Genomic DNA, 24,843 nt, shown 5'->3' with positions numbered 1-24,843 from the left:
AAATAACAAGCCTCTATTTATAACAGGAAACCATCATGGCATTTAATGACTTATTTAGATTGAGTTCTCACGCGGTCATAACCAATACAGTAGGGGAAGTCTTGCTGTTAAAAGCCACTTATGGTGACAAACAATGGGGCTTGCCGGGTGGCGGGTTAGATCCTAATGAAACGATTCATCAAGCATTACAACGTGAATGCGTAGAAGAGATTGGCTGTGAGGTGGATGTGCAATATCTGTCTGGGGTGTATTTTCACAGTGCGTATCAATCGCAAGTGTTTATCTTTCGTTGCGAGTTACCCCAAGGAGCGACAATACGTTTAAGCGATGAACACAGCGAGTACGCTTTCGTTGCTGTTACTGAATTATCTAACATTCAGCAACAGCGAGTAAACGAATGTTTAGCGTTCAGTGGTGTGGTTCGCAGCGCGGCTTTCTAAGGCGGCGTTATGCCATGTGGTTAGCATTTGCATAATATCAACAGAATCACTGAGCTGTACCAAAGGTCTAGGTACTGTGTATTGCTTAGTTTTTAATGCGTTAAGCACAGCTTCTACTTGATAGTAAAACCCATTGCCTTTAGCTTCAACATCTACAACTTCAGCTTGTTGTTCATATAATCTCACCGTAAATTGATTACCCTGAGATTCTGGCAACCAAGGGTTCGATGTGAACTCAATACTTCCTAAGCTGCCTAGAATAGTAAAGCCTGCGTGCAGACCATAGTCTTCAGCGGTATGCAGATGACATTGCACGCCGTTGCTGTAACTGACAATGGCGGTTGATTCGCAAATATTACCGTCTTGGCCGCGTCTACCCGTCGCTTCAATTTGGTATTGTTGGCTTTGCTCGGTACCAAATTGCTGTTGCATGACTAACTGCATTAACGATGCTGGGTAGCAACCCAAGTTAAATAATGCCCCAAGGCTGGTAGGGTTAACAAATTGGCTTATGGCTGCACAATATTGGCCGCGAATATTTTTTATTTCACCTATCACACCAGTGGCTAATGTTTTGCTTAGCTGTTGCATAAAGGGGTGAGCTAAATACATTAAGCCTTCAAGGAAAAACACCTTGTTTTGCTCTACTGCAGCAAGACTTTCGATGGTTTTTGGCATATCTACAGACAATGATTTTTCACATAAAATCGCTTTGCCAGCATTAGCCGCTTTGATTATGTATTCATGATGTAAGTGATTTGGCAGAGCAATGTAGATAACATCGACTTCAGGGCTGTTGATTAACGCATCAAAATCCGTAAATTGATGTGGAATTTGATACTCAGTGGCAAACTCTGCCAATGTTATGGTGTTGCGTCCGGCAACACCATAAATTGTACTTTGACCTTGTGCTTTAATCGCATCAGCCATTACCCCAGAGATAAAACTGGTGCCTAGTATTGCCCATTTAATCGATCCACACATTGATTATCCCTCAGTCGTTAATAGTTGATAGTCAAACGCTTGCTTTAGATCGGTTAACGCCGATTTGATAAATGCTTGAGTATGATCCGCTGCAAAGTGTGCATCAAATGCAGCTTGGTCGTTATAACGCTCCCAAAACACAAATTGCTTAGGATTGGTTTTATTTTGCAGAGCCATTGCAAGTGAACAACCTGGTTCGCTATTCATATCCACACAGAATTGACGGACAGCTGCGATGCCTTGTGCCAATGGCACCTCATCTTTAATGTGAATTTCGGCAGTGATAAACACGCCTTGTTGGTTCAGTTTGTTGTTCATAACGACTCCTAATTAATATCACGTCATCGTAAACCACTTAAGCGTGTTCCTAAATGGTTTAATGGTGTTTACAGAAAACACTATAGGTTTATAATTAACACTGAATTGATAATGCATTAAGGACGTTTGGTGGATAAATTAACCGCGATGAAGGTGTTTAGTCATGTGGCCGAGCAGGGCAACTATGTTGCAGCAGCTCATCGGTTTAACATCAGCCGAACTATGGTGAGTAAGCACATTAATCAGTTAGAGTCTTACCTAGGGGTTAAGTTGATTAACCGTACCACTCGTCAACAAGAATTAACGGAATCGGGCCTCGTTTATTACCAAGAATGCCAGCCAATCTTGATGGCTATTGAGCAAGCTGAAAACACGCTGCAGTCGATGAGTTCGAAGCCAAAAGGCACCATTAGAATTAATGCTCCAGTGAGCTTTGGCAATATTGTGCTGGCACCGATAGTGAATCAATTTTTACTGCAGTATCCGCAAATTGATGTGGAATTGCGACTTGATAATAATCTTATCGATCCCATGGTAGATCATGCTGATGTAGTGGTTAGGATTGGCACTCTTAATGACTCTGCGTTAATTGGCAGACATATCATGAATTATGAAATGATATTTTGTGCTTCACCTCACTATTTAGCTCAACACCCGCCAATAGCGTCAATTGACGATTTACCTCATCATGATTGTTTAGGCTTTAGCTATTCTAAAAGTGCTTCATTAGCGGTTGCCCATAGCCAGTTGTTTGGTAAACGCAGCTTTAGATTGTTGTCCAATAGTGGCTTAGTATTAACCCAAGCCGCGATAGATGGATTGGGTATAATTTTACAGCCACAGATTGTGGTGGAAGAGGCAATTAAAGCTGGATTGTTAATAAATGTCAGCGCATTAATACCTCCAGATGCGATGCCAATACACTTATTATATAAAGACAAAAATCTGCCATTAAAAACACGAACTTTGATTGATTTTATTATTCGCCAGCTCGAATAACCACATGTGCATAATAAGTAGATGCATATTATGACTTTGCTATCATGCCCTTAAGCACAATATTGTCATAAGTGACAAATCCTAAAATCTCACCCGCTTCAATCACCGGCGCTTTATTGATATTAAAGCGCTCAAAAAGCCTTGCTGTGTAGCGAACGTCCATATCTAAAGGCACCGAAAGCACTGGCTTTATCATGATTTCGTAAATATTGGTGCGCTCAGGTGACTTGTCTTTGGCTAATATTTTACGAGCAATATCGCTCATGAGTACCATGCCGAATTCGTCATGATCATTGCGTTTATTAACGACTAATATATTGACGTTATTGCTAATGGCTTCTTGGATCGCTTCGGCCACAGTGTGCATTCCATCAACCATGACGTAATGGTTATTCATGACGTCGCGATTACGAATAGGGGTTGTGCTACTCATATTTGATCCTCAATGTCTTTACTCAATTTTTGAACTTGATGGGCCACACCAACGGCATCTTCAACATCAATTTGAATCGCAATACCTTTGCCTGAATTTGTGTCAAATTCACCTACGTTAGAAATGGTTTCGAGAATGTTGCGGCTCATGTGTTCTTCTACCAACCATAAAATCACATCTCGCTGAACATCCAAGGTAAGCCCCATAAAGGTTTTCTTTTTTTCTAAGCCTTCCCCGCGAGCATGATTAATTACCGTGGCACCCGTTGCGCCTGCAATACGCGCTGCATCAAGCACCTTATCGGTACAGTCATCATCGACAAAAGCGACAATTAATTTAAAGCGCATAGGTTACTCCTTAGTGGCTTTTCGTTTGGATAAATAGTCAACTGCTTGGGCGTAACCCATTACAGTGATCATCGGAAATAAACTGGCAAAGGCAATCAAGCCAAAGCCATCAATTAATGGATTACGGCCTTCAACATTGGTGGCAAGCCCAAGTCCTAATGCCGCAACTAATGGCACTGTTACCGTTGAGGTGGTTACGCCACCAGAGTCATAGGCTAAAGGGACAATCATTTTTGGGGCATAAAAAGTTTGAATGACCACCACCACATAGCCGGCCATAATGTAATAGTGAATGGGATCGCCAACCACAATACGAAAACAACCCAACGTAATCCCAATCGCCACGCCAAACGCCACAGACATTCGTAGGCCTTGGATGCCAATGGTGCCACCCGAAACTTGGTTGGCTTTGATTGCCACTGCAATTAATGACGGTTCTGCGATGGTGGTGCTAAAACCGATTGCGGCGGCAAACACATAAACCCAAAAGTAGTCTTGCCAAATAAACGGCTCATTACCACCATCAGGGTGTAAAAACTCGCTGGTGGTCAGTTGATTTGCCATGCTCTCACCGATAGGGAATAGCGCCAATTGCAAACCGACGAGAAAAAAAGTGAGTCCGATAATCACATAAACAAATCCGAGTAATACTTTACGCCATTGGTTTATTGGACGTTTAAGCACGCCCAGCTGAAAGCCAAACAAAATTATCGCGATAGGTATGACATCACGAGCAGTCAGTAATAAAGTGCTAATCAGTTCATTGAGCAAAACAACTCCTCATATAGTTCGCGATTGCGATCACTGCAAAAACACCATGCCGTACAGTAATACAAAAATCATTGGACTAAGGCTTGCAAAAGCAATTAATCCAAAGCCATCTACCATCGGATTACGGCCTTTAATCACACTTGCCAGGCCAACCCCAAGTGCTGTCACTAAAGGCACAGTAATGGTCGATGTGGTGACGCCACCAGAATCATATGCAATGCCGATAATGTTGGCAGGTGCAAAGCTGGTGAGGATCATTACCAACACGTAACCGCCAATAATGAGGTAGTGGATTGGCCATCCCTTAAGAATACGGATGACCCCAAGTAAAATGGCTAGGCCAACCGAGACCGCGACGGTTAACCGTAAGCCCATCGCATAAGAACTCATGGCTTGTTCGTTTGACTCGATCGCACCAGCATTCGCGGCAACCTGTGCCGCTTCGTTTGCAACAGCCGTAAGAGCTGGTTCTGCTAATGTGGTGCCAAAACCTAACGAGAATGAGAAAATAACTAACCAAAATACACTACCTTTGCGTGCTAATGCTTCAGCCAGAGATTCGCCAATCGGAAATAAACCCATTTCCAAACCAAATACAAAAAAGGTCAGTCCCAATACAATAAACACCACACCCACAAGAATAGAACCAAGTTGTGCAGGCGCTTGATGAAGGACAAATATTTCAAAAAAACTGACCACTAAGATAATCGGAATAAGGTCTTTGAAGCTACTTAACATCGCTTGGAGCAATTTGATGATGGCTGACATCTTGGCTCCTGTAGTGGGTGACAATGGCTGTCATTGTTGTATAGCCTGCTAACAACATCGTAAGCAGTTATATTCAGTTTGGCCTTTGATGATGATTACGCAACATATTATTTACAATAAAAATCATTAAGTTGATGTAAGTCATGAAAATGATTTAAACTGAGACTCATATTGTTCTACATATATTCGACCAGTATTTTGCATCGCATAAGAAAGGGTCAAGGATAAAAATAAAAAGGATTTAGACAACAATGAAAACACTCTTACGTTTATCGATAGCGGCGGCTTTTGTTAGCCACGTAGCTTATGCTGAACCAACCGATGTAGAGGATTTTTCACAAGCTTATCAACAGTACAATGCTTCTGTTGAAAGTAACAACAACCAAGATACGCTGAAATATGCGCAGCAAGCCTATGAGTTAGGTCAAATTAAATTCGGTCAAGACAGCTTTGATAGCGCTAAGTTAGCCATTAATTATGCAAATGCGGTAATGGTTGAACCTAAGAAAAAGAATCAAGGCCGTGTTATTGAAGATGATGCGACGCTTAAGGCGCATCAATTATTTACTTCTGCATTAGCTGTATACCGTGAAAACGTGACCGATAATGCTATCGAGTTAATCGATCCTTTGATTGGATTAGCTGAATCGACAACAGATGATAAATACGCGAAAACGTTATTATTTGAGGCAATAGAGATTGCTGAGAATTCTGACAATGAGTTAACGGTTGCCGAAGTCAAACTCATTACGTTTCATCGTTTATCGCACACCGAGTATTATACTCGCACCGTGAGAACTTTGGCGTTTGACGCTTACGATATTTATACCAGTAAGTTGCCAGAAGATGCCATTAAACGAGTTGATGCTACTTATCTAGTGGGTGCGTTATATGAGACTATGGGTAAGCCAACTCAAGCTATTACGAATTTAGTTGAAGTTATCAAACAATATCGGGCATTACCTTATAGCCATCCGTATGAGCTTCGTGCGCATGCCTTGTTAGTGAAACTGTATGAGCAAAAAGGCCTAGGCGATAAAGCCACTGAGCATTGCATTGCGATTGGTAAAATGACGCCATGGAGTGACCAACAAGAACAAACCCCGTTATTTAGAAAACCACCAAAATACCCGCAATCATATGCTCAAAGAAGAAAATCTGGTTGGGTGCAAGTTGAGTTTACGGTAGATGAAAATGGTTTTGTTAAATCACCTGAGATCATTGACTCTAAAGGTGGCACCCAGTTTGAAAAAGAATCGATAGAAGCGCTCAGTCAATGGCGTTATGCACCTAAATTTGTTGATGGTAAGCCAACAGAAGCAAAGTCTACCGTTCAGCTTGATTTCACCATAGGTTAATACCCAAGTCTGCTTGTGTTATACCAATCTCATTGGTTATGTTTAACTTAACCAAAACAAGCTGAGCATGCCGACACATGCAACAACGAAGCTAGTTTCGATAAGGAACTGGCTTTTTTGTAGCTGTTTTTTACCTTGATTTAAAATAGTCACTAATTGGTTTTGTTTGTAAATACGGCAAGAGACTAATTCTGTTTGTGGATCGACAATTAATTGAAAACGACACTTTTTACCATTATTGAGTAATACATCATGCATGCTTTGTAAACCAAAATTGAACTTGCGTGACACCACTTTACCATTAATAAATACCCGTTCTAGTCCGCACCAATTACTCGCTTGCAACTCAATATTGTCTTGATTGAGGTGGTATGTAAACTTAATCATAATGCTGTCCTTATCACATGATAGCCACGAGCCCTGTGTCTAATAAAAGCAGAGTAATGTGACATTTTCCAGCATATAAATATGAACAATTTACGAAATGAAGCTATCTAGTTGGCAGGCTTAGTAATATTTATTTTTTGAAAAGGCTATTGCCAAAATGTGTTTTTTCGGCACTTCAACATTAGCGGTTGATGATAAATAAAGCAGCAGATTGAATGTCAGATTATACGGTTATTATACGGTTAATATACGGTTAATATACGGAACTTATACGATGAGTATTCGAACTAAACGACAGCTTAAAAGGGCCGTTCAAAAATACTGTAGTAACAGACAGGTTGTTTTTTTGTTAACGATTACATAAATGAAAAGCTAACCATTTACTTAACGTAATAGGCATTCAATAGATCTTTCCAAGTAATAATGCCCACGATGACATTGTTGTCTAATACCGGTAAACATCCTATATCGTGGTCTAAAATAAGCTTGGTTGCTTGATTGATATCGCAATGAGGGGCGATGGTGAATGGATTGTGAGTCATGACTTGATGAACTCTTTTTTGCAGGGTTTCAGTGTCTCGCATTAATTCAGCAGCGGTACCGATATTAGGACTGAGCGCTCGTAGAAAGTCCCGATGAGACAATATTCCACTCAGTTGCTCGTTATCAACCACTAATAAATGATGGAAGCTGACGTTGTCGAAAATTTCTTTTGCCAGTATTAACCGATCATCCATTTCAATGGTAACCACTCGCGTAGTCATGATGTCCGCGACACAGAGATGTTTAGTCGGGGTATCAGGTAATGTCTCAGCTAACATTTCAGTAGAAGTTGTCATAAGCGATTCTCCACGTATTTATACTTTTATATCAGATAAACATCAGTGTAACAATCATTTAACGCCTAATGACAACCTCTTATTAAGCTTAGCAGCTTGTATTTGGTCAAGATGCAATTTTGTTTTCGGGTAAATGTCCCGCCAAGTATTTTTGATATTTAATCGGCTTTAACTGATGAATGTCGACTAATACTAAACCATCGATACAGTCGCCAAACTCTGCATCAATACCAAAATCGAGAAACTGTACGCCATTGTTGTCGCACAATTCGCCATACTGCTTAAATAACGTCGGTACTGATACACCCATATTCGATAGCGTCCGTTTGAGTATTTTAAAATTATCAGCATAGTCATTGCCATTGAATAACTGGTGTAATTGATGCTGACGTTCGTCGGTGAATTGATATGAATTAAATGAAGTCGCTAAAACGTGTTTAGTAGCGAAGTGATGTTGGTAAAAAAACACTAACATCTCTTTGGCTGGTACCGGCAGGCTATCGCTTAGCGACACGGGCCCAAAGAGGTAACGATACTGCGGGTTTTTAATCAAAAACGCACCAATACCTTGCCACAAATATTCTAAACTTCGGCGACCCCAATATTTAGGTTGGACAAAGCTGCGACCAAGTTCGAGGCCTTGATCAAAATAAGGGGCGAACGCATCGCGATATTCAAAGAGTGATTGGCTATATAAAGCATTTTCACCAACGGTGTCATGGATCATTTTTGCACTGGCAAAACGGTAGGCACCAACAATTTCTAATTCATCTTTATCCCATAACACTAAATGAAAATAGTGATTATCATATTTATCGGTATCGCGACGTTTACCGGTACCTTCACCCACGGCTCTGAATGCGATTTCACGAAGTCGGCCAATCTCACGCATAATCGCACTGCTGTGGGTATGCTTGTATAAATAGATTTGTTTATTGTCTTGGGTTTTACCGAGCAATTCGCATTGTTGTAATGCTTGTTGTAGCTCACTGCGTTTTTCAGGATGAGCAATGGCATTTTGGGTAATGAATAACGGACTGCGATTTTTACCAATGCGGTATAAATGATTTTTAAGCAGATTCACTTTGGTTTTAAGTGGGAAATCTTGAGTGCTGACGACTTCTTTTGCAATCAATTGGCCAATCCGTACTGGCATGACATGATCCATTTGTTTAAACATTTCTTTGACCAGCAATAACGTCGCTAATGGTTTGTAAATCATTGAAGCACCATAAAATGTGGCAGAGTTCTTCGCATCCACATACATGGGTAAAAGCGGCGCATTACAGGCGCGAGCCATTTTTAAAAATCCGCTGTGCCAATGTAAATCTGTGACGCCAGTAGGGCGTAAACGCGACACTTCACCCGAGGGGAAAATCAATACCGCACCTTCACGTTTAAGGTGATGATGAATTTCATTTAAATGTTGTTTCGGTGTTCCACCAGTCATGTTACGTACAGGCAATAAAATGGAGTGAAGCGGTTTAATGGCCATAAGTAATTCATTGGCAACGACCTTTATGTCTGGTCTCACTTGGCTAATCAGTTTGATTAATGCCAGCGCATCAAGCGAACCAATAGGGTGATTAGCGTAGATCACCACTCGGCCTTCAATGGGTATATTTTCAATTTCGTTATTGGGGACGCTGTAGCTGAAATTTAAACAGGAAAGAATTTGTTCAACAAAATCGACCCCGGATAAATGCGCGTGTTCGTTCGCAATGTCATTACACTGCTTTTCATGAAGTAAGTAGCGCAACATGGCTTTAGTCGGCACGGCTAACCAAGGCTTGTTATGCACATTTGGCAGGTTTTTTTCAACCACATTATCGACAGTAAATATCATATTTTAGCCTTATTTATGCAACGTGCTGTTTTTGGGGCGTGATGATTGATGTCGCCTCTGAACTGCCAAAATCAATCGTGTTTACTGCGGTAGCTTGTAACGTTTGTTCATCCCATTTGAGTAACTGCACATCTCCAGATTCTGTTTCTGCAATGAGAGTACAATTTTCAACCCAATCACCATCATTAGCGTAAGTGATGACGCGATCATTAATCGTATGCTGTGATAATTCTGGCTGATGGATATGGCCACATATCACCATGTCGACTTGTTTTTTAATGGCATAGCGCAGTACAGCATCTCGGTATTGGTTTATGGCTTGCTGAGCTTTGTTGACGCGAAGTTTGATGTAGCTCGCTAATGACCAGTACGGATAGCCAAGACGGCTTCTTACTACATGCAATAGCCGGTTTAACCACAGTAAGACATCATATAAATGGTCACCTAATTTTGCGTAGGTACGGCTAACACACACTTGTGAGTCAAATTGATCGCCATGTAGCATTAAAAAGCCTTTGCCGCTAAGGGATTGATGAATATGCTGCTTGGCAAGGGTAATGCCTCTGAAATGGCTGTCGGCATAAGCTTTGAAAGCCTCATCATGATTACCTGGTATATAAAATACTTGGGTGCCATTACTGGCCAGTTCGAGGATTTTTTGTATGACTTTATTGTGGCTATCAGGCCAATAAACACGTTTTTTCAACGCCCATATATCAACAATATCGCCGACCAGATATAAGTATTGGCATTGGCTGTGATTGAGAAAATGTAATAAAAAGTCGGCTTTACAATCAATGCTGCCTAGATGAACATCCGATATCCACAAGGCATGAAAATGCTGAACTTTGTCGCTGTGAGTTAAGTGCGATAAAGGTTGGCGTTGTTGATTGCTTTTTTTGCTGTGTGAGATCATCCGTCATTCACCCTAATACACAGATTGCGTCAGTGTTGATTTAGAGTAGGGCAGCTATTTGACGATAAGGTGAACGATTTGTTGCAACTTGATGAACCAGTCATCAACAATATCTGGAGAGAGGGGTAATAAAAAAGGAAATGCATAGGCATTTCCTTTTTAGCTTTTTTTATAATTCATGTTTATAAATTCATGTTTATAAATGCATGTTTATAAAGTCATATTAAGGGATTCAAAAGCCTTAATATCAAGCTGATTAACTATCTTGCGGCTTCAATAATTGCTTTAGCCATTTCATCGGCTACAGAACCAGTAGTGCGGTTCTCGGTATCAGCACGTTCAAAAATAGTCAGTAGGGTGTTGTAAATCTGCTCAACCTTGGCCGTAGAAGCCGCAGCGTCATAGTTTTTCTCAAATGACACGTTGATAATACCGCCAGCATTAATGACGTAATCTGGTGCATACAGAATACCCATTTGCTTGAGTTTTTCTCCGTGGCGAGCTTCAGCTAACTGGTTATTAGCACAACCGGCAACGATGGTGGCTTTTAATAATGGCAAGGTTGTGTCGTTAAGTGTTGCACCTAATGCGCAAGGTGCATAGACATCAACATCCTGGGTATAGATATCTTGCGGAGCAACAACGGTTGCGCCAAATTCGGTTGCAACTCGGTCAAGCGAGGCTTGATGAATGTCGGTAACAATCAGTTCAGCGCCAGCATTATGTAAATGCTTACATAAGTAATAACCAACGTGTCCCACGCCTTGCACAGAGACTTTAATTCCCTTTAGGCTATCAATGCCACGTTGATGCTTTACGGCAGCTTTAATACCAAGATAAGTGCCTAAGGCGGTTAGTGGCGATGGGTCGCCTGATTTACCTTCAAGACCGGCAACAAATTCAGTTTCACGGCTGGCTATCATAATGTCTGATGTCGATACGCCAACGTCTTCAGCAGAATAATATTTGCCACCTAAACTGTTCACAAAGCGTCCGAATGCAAGAAATAACGCTTCGCGGTCGGTTGTTTTAGGATCGGCGATGATCACTGCTTTACCGCCACCCATGGTGAGACCCGCTAACGCATTTTTATAAGTCATTCCACGAGAAAGACGTAATACGTCTGTTAAGGCTTCATCATCCGATTGATAGTTCCACATACGACAACCACCTACGGCAGGGCCTAGGTTAGTGTTATGGACCGCAATAATGGCTTTTAAACCACTTTGTTTATCATGACAAAAGACCACTTGTTCGTGTTCATCGAACGAAACATGATTAAAAACTGCCACGTGATATCTCCGCTTGCTAGCTTGTTGAAGTAAAGTTCTCACACCTTCTGTTAATTGAGTACAAAAGGCGCAAACGACTGCTTGTTATATTTATTGCAGCACGATAGCATTTAGCGATACTCTCAACAAAGCATGATTTAGTTATTTTTGTCATTGATGTGGAAATTTAGCTTGCCACTTTACGTAAACGTAAAGTAACGTATGTTGCATCAGTGTTTTTGAGATTGAATATCAGGTTGCATTTTTGTTCTAACCTGCAATATAACAATAAGATAGGAAGTATTATGACTGAAGAAGTAGCAGAGTCGGTTGCACAGCCAACACCAGATCCAGAGGCATTAAGACAAGAGTGGGTTCGTACTCAATTTCAAAAGGCGAACCGTTTTTTGGCTGAGAAAGGGGTGATCCCAAGCAAAGTACTTGCTGACGAAAGCCGTTATCTTGCTCCTTATTTAGCCATTTGGAAGATGGAATCGAAGCAACCTAAAAAACAAACATTTTGGGTAATGTCAGGTGATTTACCTTCTGATTATGTTGATGTTAAAGTCGCGGCGACGGCTCGTGATGCGATTAGACATTTTTCTATGATGTGGCAACTTAAAGCTGAGAACTTGCATAAGTCGGGTGTCACCAAAGATCCTACTCAACTTAAGTTTGCGCAATTATTGGTGTCGCGTGCAGAAAGCTTATATAAAATGAATCAAGATGAGAAGCTGTGGGGGTAATGCCCTAAGCCAGTGAGTAACTTGACGTAATAAACATAAAAAAGGCACTCACAGTGCCTTTTTTGTTATCTTGAGCTTGGTGGATCATATTGATGAGATCTTGTTGAAAGCGGCCATCAAGCTCAGTGACTTATATGCTAACGATTATTCGCAATCGTCTTCGGCTAAGTAGAATAACCCTTGATTGAGTAATCCAGTCAGAATATCCAATGCCGCTTCGTTGGCTGTGAATACACTTGCCTCTTCAGGCGTGATCCTTACCTGGTTAGCCAATAGCTGTAACATGTCATTTGTGAGATTAGCAAAGGTGTACACTTCGCCATTGATAAACAAACGCTGCTCATTATCATTTTCTAACTGCAATACTTTCAAACCACCAATGCGTTGAATTATCGCGCCTTGCTCAATCGCTTCCAATAACTCATCGGCTGTTAATGGTTCTTCGCCTTCACAGATATCAAGTTCGAAACGATTTTGACTCAGTAGTTTACCTAGCATGGTTTGATAGCTGACCGGATCTTGAGCCAATTGGGTCAATAAATCCATAATACCTTGCTGGTGTGATTGGCTAATCAATCCTGGAGTGGCTGGCTCATCCACAGAATTAAAGCGTTTGTGGCCTTGGTTGCTGTCGATTAAACTATCCGCGAGTTCAGTTAATAATTCTTGCTGGCTAGGGGCTCTAAAACCAATCGAATATGACAAGGCTAACGATAATGTTTCGCCGCAGTGTGGGTATCCTGGTGGAATATAAAGTACATCGCCTTTTTGTAATACCACATCGATGATAGGTTCGAAGTCGTCAACTAGCGGTGAGTTAGGGTTATCACCACGACGCTTATGTTGACCTTTGTCGCCCACTTTCCAACGACGTTCGCCATCGCCTTGAATGATAAACACATCGTAGTTATCGATATGCGGCCCAACACCACCACCTGGCGTGGCAAATGATGCCATTAAGTCATCAAAGCGCCAGTCTGGTAAAAATCGAAATGCTTCGACTAAAGCCTGTGAGTCAGGGTACCAATGGTTTACGGCTTGAACTAATAGCTGCCAGTTGTCTTCACCAAATTGGTCGTAGTCTTCAAATGGACCTTGGACTACGTCCCAGTCATCACCTTTTGTGACCACAACGCGTGATGATATTTCTTCTTCACAGGCTAGGCCTGCAAGTTCATCTGCGGCGATAGGATCTTCAAAGTCGATAAAAGCCTGTTTGATAACAAGTGGTTTTTGCTGCCAATGCTGTTTAATAAAGGCTTGGGTATCAATATTTAATGTGTACATCATTGACCTCAGGTCGAGATAATTAACGAGTGGTAATACAATAAAAAAGCGGCCACATATGCGACCGCTAATGTTATGTATAAGCTTATAAGACTATTTTAGCTCATCAACAAAGGCTTCTGCGCGGCCAATGTAGTTTGCTGGGGTCATCTTTTTCAATTCAATTTTTACGTGTTCTGGTAATTCAAGACCATCGATGAATACTGCAAGTTGTGCTGCATCAATACGTTTGCCACGCGTCAGTTCTTTTAACTTCTCATACGGTTTTTCAATACCGTAACGACGCATTACGGTTTGCACTGGCTCTGCCAATACTTCCCAGTTTTTGTCTAGTTCTGCTAAAAGTTGTGCTTCATTCACTTCTAACTTGCTAATGCCTTTCAAGGTTGCTTGATAAGCAATTAACGAGTGAGCCATACCGACACCTAAGTTACGCAATACGGTTGAGTCAGTTAGGTCACGTTGCCATCTTGAAACGGGTAATTTAGCAGCTAAGTGCTGCATTAGCGCGTTAGCGATACCTAAGTTACCTTCAGAGTTTTCAAAATCAATTGGATTGACTTTGTGCGGCATCGTTGATGAACCAATTTCGCCAGCGATAGTGCGCTGCTTAAAGTGGCCTAGTGCAACATAACCCCAAATATCACGATCAAAATCGATTAGGATGGTGTTGAAACGAGCAATGGCATCGAACAATTCAGCAATGTAATCATGCGGCTCAATCTGAGTGGTATATGCGTTCCAATTAATACCAAGGCTGGTGACAAAACGCTGTGACAACTCATGCCAGTTTACTTCTGGGTATGCTGAAATGTGTGCGTTGTAGTTACCGACTGCACCGTTAATTTTACCCATAATCTCAACAGCGTTGATTTGGTTTAATTGACGCTCTAAACGTACCGCAACGTTAGCCATTTCTTTGCCTAACGTTGATGGCGATGCTGGCTGGCCGTGGGTGCGTGACATTAATGGCACGCTTTTATTGTCATGCGCTAATTTTTTGATTGCATCAATAATTTGCTGACAATGCGGCACTAGCACTTGTTCACGCGCTTCTTTTAACATTAAGCCATGAGATAAGTTGTTAATGTCTTCAGAGGTACAGGCAAAATGAACAAATTCATCAATTGCGACTAACTCGGCATTATTGGCAATTTGTTCTTTAATAAAGTACTCAACCGCTTTAACGTCGTGATTGGTGGTGCTTTCAATCGCTTTAACGCGTAGAGCGTCTTGTTCGCTAAAGTTGTCCTTAATGCTGTCTAGCACGGCAAGGGCAGTTTCGCTAAAAGGGGGAACTTCTTCAATCTCTGGGCAGCTAGATAATAGCTTTAACCAGTTGATTTCAACTTGAACACGGTACTTAGTAAGACCGAACTCGCTGAAAATCCCTCTTAATGAGGCGGTTTTACTACCATAACGACCGTCTACCGGAGAGATAGCAGTTAGTGCGGAAAGATCCATTTGAAGCTCCTTGATGAACTTTGTTGTAGGGTGATTCGATTAATTGTTATTTTGGCTTTGTTTTGCTGTATCAAATATGGCCTTACGGGCAAACACTAAATGGCGGCGTTTGCCACCTAATTGGCGCCATAATACCGCACTGCGCATTGCAGCAAGTAGTAACGCACGAATTTTGTTTTGCACCTGAGGCTGCTTTAAGCAATCGGGATTACCTGATATTTGTAATTTAGGGCCTAACTCACTGATGATATCACTGTAAATACTAGCAAAATTGGCAAGTACTTGTTCATCGGTAATCGCAAAATGTGCCAGTTGGCGATGCACTTGATTGATGCGCTCTGCCAACATACCCAAACCATTGGGTGAGCGGGCAAGCTTACGTTCAAGCGCTAATACGCCAACTAAGTAACGAGTGGTTTCGACATCTTTGTTACTGCCATCGCCGAGCTGATTTTGAATCAGTTGATAACCATTATCTAAAATGGCTTTATCTTGATATACGTCAGCTGTTGATTCAGGCTCTGTGACTAAAATAGTATTAAGCGTAGCCGCTAGGGCGTCTTTGTCGCTTTCACCGTGGCGAGCTAAATACTGTACTTGGCCAATCGCTTGTAAAATACCCGCGAAGGCCATAGTGCGTTCAAACAAGATGTTGTCTGGAGTTTGGCTCACGGATTACCCTCGAATTAAAGTATCGATTATGCCGCCACCTAAACAGATGTCACCATCATAAAACACCGCTGATTGCCCAGGCGTAACAGCAGCAACAGGTTCATCAAACATCACCGTAATATTGTCTGCGTCGTCATAGGTGAGGGTACATCCAACATCACGTTGACGATAACGGGTCTTTACAGTAATCGTGCTGTTATTGGCTGGCCCCTTACGATCAACCCAATGGAGTTGATTGACAGTCATACCTGTTGACATTAGGCGAGGGTGATTACCGCCTTGCGCCACAATAAGCACATTACGGACTAAATCTTTTTCGACCACATACCATGGGTCTTCATTGCTGTTTTTCAGTCCACCAATGCCAAGGCCTTTGCGTTGCCCAAGCGTGTGGTACATCAACCCTTGATGTGTACCAATTACTTCACCTTCTGATGTTTCGATATCACCAGGCTGAGCAGGTAAATAAGTTGCTAAGAAGTCAGTAAACTTACGTTCACCAATAAAACAGATGCCGGTGCTGTCTTTTTTGTCGTGAGTAATGAGTCCCAATTTTTGGGCTATTTCGCGTACTTGATGTTTTTCAAGTTCACCGACAGGGAACAAACTACGGGCAACTTGTTCGTGGCTTAACGTGTATAAGAAGTAACTTTGATCTTTATTGCCATCAACCCCGCGGAGCATTTCAACGCTGCCATCGCTATTATCACGACGACGAACATAATGGCCCATGGCGATATAGTCGGCGTCTAAAATGTCGTCGGCAAATTCAAGAAATGCTTTAAATTTGATTTCTTTATTACACATGATATCGGGGTTGGGCGTTCGACCGGCCTTGTATTCTGCTAAAAAATATTCGAATACGTTATCCCAGTATTCGGCAGCAAAATTGACGGTGTGCATTTTTATACCTAGCTTGTCGCAAACCGCTTGAGCATCTTTTAAATCATCTGCTGCAGCGCAATATTCATCAGTATCGTCTTCTTCCCAGTTCTTCATAAATAGACCTTCAACTTCGTAGCCTTGCTGCATTAACAAGTAAGCTGATACTGAAGAGTCCACACCGCCGGACATGCCGACAATGACTTTTTTACCGTTTGAAGTAGGGCTGAGTGATGTCATAAATCCTAAAAACCTTGAAGAAAGATAATGTATATATTGTGCCGCAATGCCGATGTTTCAAGGCGATTGTGCTAGATTTTTGCTAGTAGTGAATCTGAATACTATTAATTGCGAATATCGCAGAGATTATAGTTGCACATATCGAAGAGATTAATTGGTAAACGGCCAATAAATACGACATTTGTGCGGCCCGTATTCTATCACGCATTCACTTAATGGGCTATCTTGAGGCGCATACAAATAGCCTAAGACAAGCCATTAAAAATAATCGACATTGAGCAACGATAACGGTGTGTGCTGTGCGGAATGGTTTTTATCCGTTTGTTGTAAAAAATCTTCAATACTTTTTAGCACTAATGGGCTACGAAGCTGGTTGCCAAGGGCGGTGATGTCTGCAAGATTAAGCCAATGAATAGCTGTAATGGCATTATCACGAGGTGTGGCGTGTTGTTGCTTGGCCAGCTCAATACAAAATGTATAACGAACAAAGGCTAAATCAGCAGCTGCCCGAAATTGATAGATCCCTACTAAGGCTTGTGGTGTCAGCTCAAGCCCTGTTTCTTCAACAATTTCACGAGCGCATGCTGCAATAATCGATTCATTGGCCTCTAAATGCCCCGCTGGTTGGTTAAATTTAACCGCACCGTTAATGCATTCTTCAACCAATAAAAATTTACCTTGGCAGTGGATCACGCAAGCTACAGTAGTATTAGGTTTATAACGTTCGGTCATATTTCCCTCTTGTATAAAGCATCTGCCAGCGATTACTTTGCCGTGCTGATCACTTTGTATTCACCATTAGGTAAATCATCTAGACACCATTGACCTATTTTATAACGGATTAATCTTAAGGTTGGGTGGCCCACATGTGCGGTCATTCTTCTGACTTGGCGATTTCGACCTTCACAAATTTGCACTTCAAGCCAGGTTGTTGGAATGGCTTTACGTTCTCGCACCGGCGGGGTTCTTGGCCAAATATCAGGAGATGTCATTACGCAAACTTTAGCCGGTAATGTCATGCCGTCTTTTAATTCAACCCCATTACATAAGGCATTGATTGCCTCATCTGACGGTTCGCCTTCCACTTGAACCCAATAGGTTTTAAAGGTTTTTTGCGATGGCTGGGTAAGCTTTGCCTGCAATTGTCCGTCGTTGGTAAGCAATAGCAAACCTTCACTATCACGGTCTAAACGTCCTGCTGCGTAAACATCGGCTACCGGAATAAAGTCTTTTAATGTTTGTCGGCCTGCTTCATCGGTAAATTGGCACAACACGTCAAATGGCTTGTTAAATAATACGATGACGGGATTTTCAGGCAGTGGTTTTTGTGGCGGTCGCGATTTTGCCCTGCCACGATTGGCTGTCGCACTTGTTGCCTCTGAATTAACTGGTTTTGTAGACGCGCCAGTTCTGTAAGTAGATGTTTTTTTAAATTGACTGAATTTACCGATTTTTGACATAAAGGTATGGTTAACATCCTTTGCTAATACAAGTGAGTGAAAAGTGAACGAATATAAATCTATTTATGGTAGTTTACTGCGTATTCGCCCTTAGTGGAATTTGAAAATTACTAAGAATGATCTATGATGTCCGCCTAAAAATTGTGATCTGTACCTAATTTATCATTCTGAGATATCGGCTTTAACCGCTAAATCTCAGAGGTTTGAGAACAAAATATAATAATAAAGGGATAGGGGATTTCACATACTTGGCTTATAAAAAAGTGTGCCATGGTCGCTGACCACGGTTAACTTGTGCGAGTGTTATCCACCAAAGCCCGTCAAATGCTTACGCAATTTATTCTAATAAATTATAAATTTACAATAATGTAGGAAACAAAATGAAAGATAACACTCCAACGATCATATACACAGAAACCGACGAAGCACCGGCACTTGCCACGCTGTCTTTATTACCGATTATCCGTACCTTTACTAACGCTGCTGGCGTAAAAGTTGAAACGCGCGATATCTCTTTGTCAGGTCGTGTTATTGCTAACTTCCCTGAAAAGTTAACAGCAGAGCAAAAAATTGCTGATGCGCTAACCGAATTAGGTGAATTGGCTAATAAGCCAGAAGCTAACATCATTAAATTACCTAACGTTAGTGCGTCAATTCCGCAGTTAAAAGCCTGTATTGCTGAACTTCAAGCAAAAGGTTATGACATTCCTAACTATCCTGATGAGCCTAAAAATGACGCAGAAGTTGAAGCTCAATCGCGTTATGACAAAATTAAAGGCAGTGCGGTAAACCCAGTATTACGTGAAGGTAACTCAGATCGTCGTGCACCGACTTCAGTGAAAAACTACGCCAAGAAAAACCCACATTCAATGGGTAAATGGGCCAGCGACTCTAAGTCTCACGTTGCTCACATGAATGAAGGCGACTTCTACGGTAGTGAACAGTCTGTCACTCTAGCAGCAGCTGATAAAGTCAATATCGTGTTGACTCAACAAGACGGCAAAGACGTTGTATTGAAAAGTGGCTTAGCGTTATTAGCTGACGAAATTATTGACTCAGCAGTGATGAGCAAAAAAGCATTAGTGGATTTTTATGCTCGTGAAATTGAAGCGGCAAAATCTGAAGATGTTTTATTATCTTTGCACCTTAAAGCGACCATGATGAAAGTGTCAGACCCAATATTATTTGGTCTTGCAGTTAAAGTGTTCTTTAAAGATGTGTTCGATAAGCACGGTAAATTATTTGCTGAGCTAGGCGTTGATGTAAATAATGGCTTTGGTGATGTTTATGCCAAAATCAGTACGCTGCCAGAAGCTAAACGTAACGAAATTGAAGCTGATATTGCTGCTGTTTATGCTGCTCGTCCAGCACTTGCAATGGTCGACTCAGATAAAGGTATCACTAACTTACACGTACCTAGTGACATTATTATTGATGCATCAATGCCAGCAGCAATTCGTTCTTCGGGGAAAATGTGGGGCCCTGACGGCCAGTTACAAGACACTAAAGCGATGATCCCAGATCGTTGTTACGCTGGTGTTTATCAAGAAACCATTTCGTTCTGTAAAAAGCACGGCGCATTTGACCCAACGACTATGGGCAGCGTGCCTAACGTGGGCTTAATGGCTCAAAAAGCAGAAGAATACGGTAGCCACGATAAAACGTTTGAAATTAAAGCTGCTGGTACGGTTAACGTGATTAACCAAGCTGGCGATGTGTTAATGAGCCATAACGTTGAAGCTGGCGATATCTATCGTATGTGCCAAGTCAAAGATGCACCAATTCGTGACTGGGTTAAACTTGCGGTTAAGCGTTCACGTTTAAGCAATACGCCTGCGGTATTCTGGTTAGATACCAACCGTGCTCACGATGCTGAGTTAATTAAAAAAGTCACTCAATATTTAGCTGAACAAGATACTGCTGGTTTAGACATACAAGTGATGTCACCAGAAGATGCAACTCGCTTTACGTTAGAGCGCATCATCAAAGGTGAAGACACTATTTCGGTAACGGGTAACGTGTTACGCGACTACTTAACCGATTTATTCCCAATTCTTGAACTGGGAACAAGTGCGAAAATGTTGTCTATCGTGCCGTTAATGAATGGTGGCGGCTTATTTGAAACAGGTGCCGGTGGTTCAGCGCCTAAGCACGTGCAACAAGTCGAAAAAGAAGGTCATTTACGTTGGGATTCATTAGGTGAGTTTTTAGCTCTTGCTGCGTCTTTAGAGCATTTAAGCCAAACGACCAACAATGCTAAAGCACAAGTATTAGCAGATACCTTAGATGTTGCTATTGGTGTGTTTCTTGATACCAATAAATCACCGTCTCGTCGTGTAGGTGAACTCGATAACCGCGGTAGTCACTTTTACCTAGCGATGTATTGGGCACAAGCATTAACTGAGCAAACGGCTGATCCAGAGCTTGCTGCACACTTTGCTCCTTTAGCTAAGTCATTGGCTGCAAATGAAACCGTTATTCTTGCTGAATTGAACGGTGCTCAAGGCCCTGCAGTTGATTTAGGCGGTTATTACCGTTTAGATGCTGCTAAAGCCGAACAAGCAATGCGCCCTAGTGCAACATTAAACCAGTTTGTAATTGGTTAATCTGCACAAGAGCTCTCCTAACTAGGTGTTAGTTATTCTGTTAATGAATACATCTTCAATTGAAGGTGTATTAAATTGATTGAGTTGATGTTTTTTTAGGCAATAAAAAAGACAGGGATTAAAATCCCTGTCTTTTTGTTTTATAGTCTCACCAATTAAATTGTTGGCGAGATGGCTGAAGCATGCATTCCTTTAGGGCCTTCTTCAACTTCGAAGCACACAGGTTGACCTGCTTTTAAGGTACGATAACCTTCCATTTCGATAGTTGAATAGTGCGCAAATACATCTTCGCCACCCTGATCAGGGCAAATAAACCCGAATCCTTTGGCGTTGTTGAACCATTTAACAGTTCCGTTTGCCATACTTCCACTTCCTTCTGTTGTCTACTTACCAGTAAGATAGTAAAACTTATTATCCAGCGGTCTAGTATTCGCCGCCTAACAAACAGAATGAAATTTGTACGAAAATATGTCAAGCAGTAATTAACAAAAAACCAACATTTAATTAATTTAATGATATCAAGTGGTCGGGAACCAAACGAGAGGCTAGTATTAAACAATGGCTAAATTAGGCAATGTAGAACATATTGAAGAAAAGGTTGAATCTGAACTACAACCACCCCATATGTATAAAGTGGTGCTAAACAATGATGATTACACCCCGATGGACTTTGTGGTAGAAGTATTACAACGTTTCTTTGAGAAAAATGAACAGCAAGCTGTCGATATTATGTTAGCGATCCATAACCAAGGCAAAGGATTGTGTGGTGTATTTCCATTTGGGATTGCAGAAACAAAAGTTTTTCAAGTAAATCAGTTTGCAAGAGAAAACCAACATCCGTTACTGTGTACTTTAGAGAAAGTATAAAATCGATATCTCACAGTCTGTGGTTAAATTTAGGGGGTGCTTATGCTGAACAAAGACCTGGAAGTCACCTTGAACCTAGCGTTTCAGCAAGCTAGAGATTCACGTCATGAATACATGACGGTAGAACATTTATTATTAGCGCTGATTGATAATCCTTCGGCCTATGAAGCATTAATTGCTTGTGGGGCGGATGTTAATCGTTTACGAGAAGAAGTGGCTAATTTCATTCAACAAACCACGCCCATTATTGCAGAATCAACCGAAGAACGTGAAACCCAACCCACCTTGGGATTTCAACGTGTTTTGCAACGAGCCGTGTTCCATGTGCAATCATCTGGTCGTAACGAAGTTTCTGGTGCCAATGTACTCGTTGCTATTTTTAGTGAACAAGAGTCGCAAGCGGTATATTTACTGCGTCGTTGTGATATTACCCGTTTAGATGTGGTTAATTTTATTTCTCATGGCATGTCAAAAGAAGATGATTCTGGCGAACCACAAGATCAAGAGCGCATTGACGATCAATCTGAAAATGCCGAAGACCGCAGCATGTTGGCGCAGTTTGCTGCCAATTTAAACCAATTAGCCCAAGACGGCAGTATCGACCCATTAATTGGTCGTGATGCTGAAATTGAGCGCGCAATTCAAACTTTGTGTCGTCGACGTAAGAATAACCCATTACTTGTGGGTGAAGCTGGCGTGGGGAAAACGGCTATCGCAGAAGGTTTGGCTTATCGTATCGTCAATAAGCAAGTACCTGATGTTATGGCCAACGCGACGGTGTATTCGTTAGACTTAGGCTCATTATTAGCGGGCACTAAATACCGTGGTGATTTTGAAAAGCGTTTTAAAAGCTTATTAAAAGAACTCGCAGCTGATGAGCATGCCATTTTATTTATTGATGAAATTCATACCATTATTGGTGCTGGTGCCGCTTCTGGCGGTGTGATGGATGCATCTAATTTGCTTAAGCCATTGCTATCGAGTGGTAAGTTACGTTGCATGGGGTCAACCACGTTCCAAGAATATCAAAGCATTTTTGAGAAAGACCGTGCTTTAGCACGTCGCTTCCAAAAAATTGATATTAATGAACCTTCAGTTGCCGAAACCACCAAAATTTTAATGGGGCTTAAATCTAAGTACGAAGAATACCATGGGGTGCGTTATACCCAAGCTGCCATCAGCAGTGCAGCCAGCCTTTCGGCAAAACACATTAATGATCGCCATTTACCTGACAAAGCGATTGATGTGATTGATGAAGCGGGTGCTCGAATGGTGATGATGCCGCAAAGTAAACGCAAGAAAACCATTGGCCAAGCTGAAATTGAAGCAATCATTGCTAAATTGGCTCGTATCCCTGAGAAGTCGGTATCGTCGACTGACAAGGATATGTTACGCAACCTTGAACGCAACCTCAAGATGGTGGTGTTTGGGCAGGACAAGGCGATTGAGAGCCTTAGCGCGGCTATACGCTTGTCTCGCAGTGGTTTAGGTTCAGAAAAGAAACCTGTTGGTAGCTTTATGTTTGCTGGCCCAACTGGGGTAGGTAAAACCGAAGTAACCAATCAATTGGCTAATTGTCTCAACCTCAAACTCATTCGCTTTGATATGTCTGAGTATATGGAGCGTCACACCGTATCGCGTTTAATCGGTGCTCCTCCAGGTTATGTGGGTTATGACCAAGGTGGTTTGCTTACCGATGCCGTGATTAAAAACCCACATTGTGTGGTGCTACTTGATGAAATCGAAAAGGCGCACCCAGATGTATTCAACTTGCTATTACAAGTTATGGATCACGGTACATTGACCGACAACAATGGTCGCAAAGCAGATTTCAGAAATGTCACCTTAGTGATGACCACCAACGCTGGCGTTCAAGAAACTATTCGTAAATCGATTGGTTTTAGACAGCAAGATCACACTCAAGATGCCTTAGCTGAAATCAATAAAGTCTTTTCACCTGAGTTCCGCAATCGATTGGATTCGATCGTATGGTTTAATCATTTGGATATGACCGTTATCGCCAAAGTGGTTGATAAGTTCTTAGTTGAATTACAGGCACAACTTGATGATAAACATGTCACGCTGGATGTCAGTGATGAAGCACGAACCTTGCTTGCAGAGAAAGGTTATGACAAATCGATGGGCGCGCGCCCAATGTCACGTGTTGTCACGGAATTGATTAAACGTCCGTTAGCAGATGAGATTCTGTTTGGTGTGCTTGAACGAGGTGGTATTGCGCATATTGACGTTAAAGAAGGTGAGATCAATATTGATTGCGAGTCGTTAGAAAAAGTCTCGTAATAATCAATCCATATGCTTGAAAATATGCCATTAAAAAAGATGACCCATGGGTCATCTTTTTTTATGTTTGTTAATTGCGCCCAATTACCAATAATTATAAATAAGCCTTCAACACAAAGCATTTCTTACTGTTCAATTCAATGGGTATTGATAGCAAAATGGGTATTCCCTTTTTAAATCAATAAACATAGTAGTGGATCGTATGAGGTGCTTCTGCAAAACGGATTACAACCATCGCGATGCTTGGTTGAATGCTCTGATAAAGGGATACCCATTACGTTGAACATTCGTTTTGTTTGATGCGTGTTGCTTTACGTTGAATACACTTTATTTATGCAGTTTGGTATAACAACAAAAAAACCGACAGGCAGTCGGTTTTTACATTGTTGAGGCTAGCGATTAACGTGCGCGGAAGACGATACGACCTTTTGATAGGTCATAAGGAGTCAACTGTACAGTGACTTTGTCACCCGTTAAAATACGGATGTAGTTTTTGCGCATTTTGCCAGAGATGTGGGCTATCACCACATGTCCATTTTCAAGCTCTACGCGGAACATTGTATTTGGCAAGGTCTCAAGGATAGTGCCCTGCATTTCAATGTTGTCTTCTTTCGCCATTAATTAGTTATCCCATTAGCCTT

At 41.6% G+C, this 24,843-nt stretch carries 26 protein-coding genes; 7 read left to right on the top strand and 19 right to left on the bottom strand.

From position 1 onward, the window contains the following. Positions 1-35: 35 nt before the first annotated feature. A complete protein-coding gene (locus tag H5181_RS01260) occupies positions 36-440 on the top strand; it encodes an NUDIX hydrolase (RefSeq protein ID WP_182749964.1) in 405 nt (134 codons plus the stop codon). Here the strand turns inward: H5181_RS01260 and H5181_RS01255 are convergent. Together H5181_RS01255 and H5181_RS01250 are read right to left on the bottom strand one after the other, a co-directional pair. Beyond that, the gene (locus H5181_RS01255; RefSeq protein WP_220491616.1) at positions 402-1,424 is read right to left on the bottom strand and encodes a Gfo/Idh/MocA family protein; all 1,023 of its coding nucleotides are present in this window, start codon (positions 1,422-1,424) and stop codon (positions 402-404) included. The genes H5181_RS01260 and H5181_RS01255 overlap by 39 nt on opposite strands. Before the next feature lie 3 nt (positions 1,425-1,427). Then, entirely contained in the window at positions 1,428-1,742 is a 315-nt protein-coding gene (locus tag H5181_RS01250) for a putative quinol monooxygenase (protein ID WP_259396910.1), read from the bottom strand. A 129-nt stretch (positions 1,743-1,871) separates the two neighbouring features. On the opposite strand from H5181_RS01250, the gene H5181_RS01245 reads away from it, so the two are divergent. After that, positions 1,872-2,741, top strand: a complete 870-nt coding sequence (locus tag H5181_RS01245; RefSeq protein WP_182749962.1) for a LysR family transcriptional regulator — start codon at positions 1,872-1,874, stop codon at positions 2,739-2,741. 28 nt (positions 2,742-2,769) lie between these two features. On the opposite strand, the gene H5181_RS01240 is transcribed toward H5181_RS01245, so the two are convergent. Genes H5181_RS01240 through H5181_RS01225 form a run of 4 tightly spaced genes read right to left on the bottom strand, consistent with a single transcriptional unit; the run spans position 2,770 to position 5,060 of the window. Continuing rightward, entirely contained in the window at positions 2,770-3,174 is a 405-nt protein-coding gene (locus H5181_RS01240; protein ID WP_182749960.1) for a CBS domain-containing protein, read from the bottom strand. Further along, entirely contained in the window at positions 3,171-3,521 is a 351-nt protein-coding gene (locus H5181_RS01235) for a P-II family nitrogen regulator (RefSeq protein WP_059743897.1), read from the bottom strand. Before H5181_RS01235 ends, H5181_RS01240 begins: the two co-directional genes overlap by 4 nt. 3 nt (positions 3,522-3,524) lie before the next feature. Further along, positions 3,525-4,292: a DUF1538 domain-containing protein gene (locus H5181_RS01230; RefSeq protein WP_102036690.1), complete on the bottom strand. Its 768-nt coding sequence runs from the start codon at positions 4,290-4,292 to the stop codon at positions 3,525-3,527. Positions 4,293-4,322: 30 nt separating this feature from the next. Next, positions 4,323-5,060, bottom strand: coding sequence for a DUF1538 domain-containing protein (locus tag H5181_RS01225; protein WP_182749958.1), 738 nt, complete (start codon positions 5,058-5,060; stop codon positions 4,323-4,325). Positions 5,061-5,311: 251 nt separating this feature from the next. Between H5181_RS01225 and H5181_RS01220 the strand changes: the two genes are divergently transcribed. Next, complete coding sequence (locus H5181_RS01220) at positions 5,312-6,418, top strand: energy transducer TonB (RefSeq protein ID WP_182749956.1); 1,107 nt, start codon at positions 5,312-5,314, stop codon at positions 6,416-6,418. A 42-nt stretch (positions 6,419-6,460) separates the two neighbouring features. On the opposite strand, the gene H5181_RS01215 is transcribed toward H5181_RS01220, so the two are convergent. The 5 genes from H5181_RS01215 to H5181_RS01195 all read right to left on the bottom strand — a co-directional run bounded on the left by H5181_RS01215 (position 6,461) and on the right by H5181_RS01195 (position 11,698). After that, the gene (locus tag H5181_RS01215; RefSeq protein WP_182749954.1) at positions 6,461-6,805 is read right to left on the bottom strand and encodes a hypothetical protein; all 345 of its coding nucleotides are present in this window, start codon (positions 6,803-6,805) and stop codon (positions 6,461-6,463) included. Between the two features lie 380 nt (positions 6,806-7,185). Further along, a complete protein-coding gene (locus tag H5181_RS01210) occupies positions 7,186-7,644 on the bottom strand; it encodes a CBS domain-containing protein (RefSeq protein ID WP_011637723.1) in 459 nt (152 codons plus the stop codon). Positions 7,645-7,750: 106 nt separating this feature from the next. Next, on the bottom strand, positions 7,751-9,490 hold the full coding sequence (locus H5181_RS01205) for a lysophospholipid acyltransferase family protein (RefSeq protein ID WP_182749952.1): 1,740 nt from the start codon (positions 9,488-9,490) through the stop codon (positions 7,751-7,753). Between the two features lie 13 nt (positions 9,491-9,503). After that, complete coding sequence (locus H5181_RS01200; RefSeq protein WP_182749950.1) at positions 9,504-10,406, bottom strand: UDP-2,3-diacylglucosamine diphosphatase; 903 nt, start codon at positions 10,404-10,406, stop codon at positions 9,504-9,506. A 260-nt stretch (positions 10,407-10,666) separates the two neighbouring features. Beyond that, positions 10,667-11,698, bottom strand: coding sequence for a Glu/Leu/Phe/Val dehydrogenase (locus H5181_RS01195; protein WP_182749948.1), 1,032 nt, complete (start codon positions 11,696-11,698; stop codon positions 10,667-10,669). Between the two features lie 284 nt (positions 11,699-11,982). Between H5181_RS01195 and H5181_RS01190 the strand changes: the two genes are divergently transcribed. Continuing rightward, the gene (locus H5181_RS01190) at positions 11,983-12,423 is read left to right on the top strand and encodes a DUF4826 family protein (RefSeq protein ID WP_011637719.1); all 441 of its coding nucleotides are present in this window, start codon (positions 11,983-11,985) and stop codon (positions 12,421-12,423) included. A gap of 144 nt (positions 12,424-12,567) precedes the next feature. Here H5181_RS01190 and H5181_RS01185 read toward each other — a convergent pair whose 3' ends face one another. The 6 genes from H5181_RS01185 to H5181_RS01160 all read right to left on the bottom strand — a co-directional run bounded on the left by H5181_RS01185 (position 12,568) and on the right by H5181_RS01160 (position 18,428). After that, positions 12,568-13,710, bottom strand: a complete 1,143-nt coding sequence (locus tag H5181_RS01185; RefSeq protein ID WP_182750017.1) for a cupin domain-containing protein — start codon at positions 13,708-13,710, stop codon at positions 12,568-12,570. A gap of 93 nt (positions 13,711-13,803) precedes the next feature. Next, complete coding sequence (gene purB, locus H5181_RS01180) at positions 13,804-15,174, bottom strand: adenylosuccinate lyase (RefSeq protein WP_182749945.1); 1,371 nt, start codon at positions 15,172-15,174, stop codon at positions 13,804-13,806. A gap of 39 nt (positions 15,175-15,213) precedes the next feature. After that, positions 15,214-15,846, bottom strand: coding sequence for a high frequency lysogenization protein HflD (gene hflD, locus H5181_RS01175; RefSeq protein WP_268793695.1), 633 nt, complete (start codon positions 15,844-15,846; stop codon positions 15,214-15,216). A 3-nt stretch (positions 15,847-15,849) separates the two neighbouring features. Continuing rightward, a complete protein-coding gene (mnmA, locus tag H5181_RS01170; protein WP_059743881.1) occupies positions 15,850-16,968 on the bottom strand; it encodes a tRNA 2-thiouridine(34) synthase MnmA in 1,119 nt (372 codons plus the stop codon). Positions 16,969-17,226: 258 nt separating this feature from the next. Then, a complete protein-coding gene (locus H5181_RS01165) occupies positions 17,227-17,700 on the bottom strand; it encodes an NUDIX hydrolase (RefSeq protein WP_182749943.1) in 474 nt (157 codons plus the stop codon). Positions 17,701-17,732: 32 nt separating this feature from the next. Next, positions 17,733-18,428, bottom strand: coding sequence for a pseudouridine synthase (locus H5181_RS01160; RefSeq protein WP_182749941.1), 696 nt, complete (start codon positions 18,426-18,428; stop codon positions 17,733-17,735). Between the two features lie 380 nt (positions 18,429-18,808). Between H5181_RS01160 and H5181_RS01155 the strand changes: the two genes are divergently transcribed. Further along, the gene (locus H5181_RS01155; RefSeq protein ID WP_182749939.1) at positions 18,809-21,034 is read left to right on the top strand and encodes an NADP-dependent isocitrate dehydrogenase; all 2,226 of its coding nucleotides are present in this window, start codon (positions 18,809-18,811) and stop codon (positions 21,032-21,034) included. Positions 21,035-21,189: 155 nt separating this feature from the next. Here H5181_RS01155 and cspD read toward each other — a convergent pair whose 3' ends face one another. Next, on the bottom strand, positions 21,190-21,396 hold the full coding sequence (gene cspD / locus H5181_RS01150) for a cold shock domain-containing protein CspD (protein WP_011637711.1): 207 nt from the start codon (positions 21,394-21,396) through the stop codon (positions 21,190-21,192). A 196-nt stretch (positions 21,397-21,592) separates the two neighbouring features. On the opposite strand from cspD, the gene clpS reads away from it, so the two are divergent. Both clpS and clpA read left to right on the top strand, forming a co-directional pair. Beyond that, positions 21,593-21,901: an ATP-dependent Clp protease adapter ClpS gene (clpS, locus tag H5181_RS01145; protein ID WP_011637710.1), complete on the top strand. Its 309-nt coding sequence runs from the start codon at positions 21,593-21,595 to the stop codon at positions 21,899-21,901. Between the two features lie 42 nt (positions 21,902-21,943). After that, complete coding sequence (gene clpA, locus H5181_RS01140) at positions 21,944-24,202, top strand: ATP-dependent Clp protease ATP-binding subunit ClpA (protein ID WP_011637709.1); 2,259 nt, start codon at positions 21,944-21,946, stop codon at positions 24,200-24,202. Between the two features lie 399 nt (positions 24,203-24,601). Here clpA and infA read toward each other — a convergent pair whose 3' ends face one another. After that, positions 24,602-24,820, bottom strand: coding sequence for a translation initiation factor IF-1 (gene infA, locus H5181_RS01135; RefSeq protein ID WP_011496276.1), 219 nt, complete (start codon positions 24,818-24,820; stop codon positions 24,602-24,604). Positions 24,821-24,843 lie beyond the last annotated feature (23 nt).

This window comes from Shewanella sp. SG44-2 (assembly GCF_014164215.1).
In the GTDB taxonomy this organism is placed as follows: Bacteria; Pseudomonadota; Gammaproteobacteria; order Enterobacterales; family Shewanellaceae; genus Shewanella; species Shewanella frigidimarina.
The sequence above is the reverse complement of the archived record's forward strand: the minus strand, read 5'-3'. Positions and strand labels throughout refer to the sequence as shown.